We start from the raw sequence: 273 nt of genomic DNA, 5'->3' as shown, positions 1-273 counted from the left end.
CCCAGAGAGTTAATAACCAATGAAATCAAACAAAGAATAAAAATGCATAAAAAACAAATAATTACATTATTGGAATCTGAAGATATTAAAAGAAAAGATGAAATTCCAAAAGTTGTTTCAACTGAAAACGGATGCTATCCCCTATCATTATCACAAAAAAGAATGGTTATTTTACATGAAATGGAAACAGAAGGGACTACATACAATATACCTTTGGTGATGAAATTGAAGGGCGATATCAAATTGAACGTCCTCGAAGATGCGTTTAAAAAG

The 273-nt window shown here is 30.4% G+C and carries 1 protein-coding gene; it reads left to right on the top strand.

Annotation, left to right across the window (positions count from 1 at the left end; genetic code table 11):
- Nucleotides 1-273, top strand: a 273-nt coding sequence (locus SB679_RS24210) for a condensation domain-containing protein (RefSeq protein ID WP_410704794.1), incomplete at both ends; no start/stop codon positions are given.

This window comes from Chryseobacterium sp. SIMBA_029 (assembly GCF_046535275.1).
In the GTDB taxonomy this organism is placed as follows: domain Bacteria; phylum Bacteroidota; class Bacteroidia; order Flavobacteriales; family Weeksellaceae; genus Chryseobacterium.
Note: the sequence above shows the minus strand (reverse complement) of the source record. Positions and strands in the feature narration are given on the sequence as shown.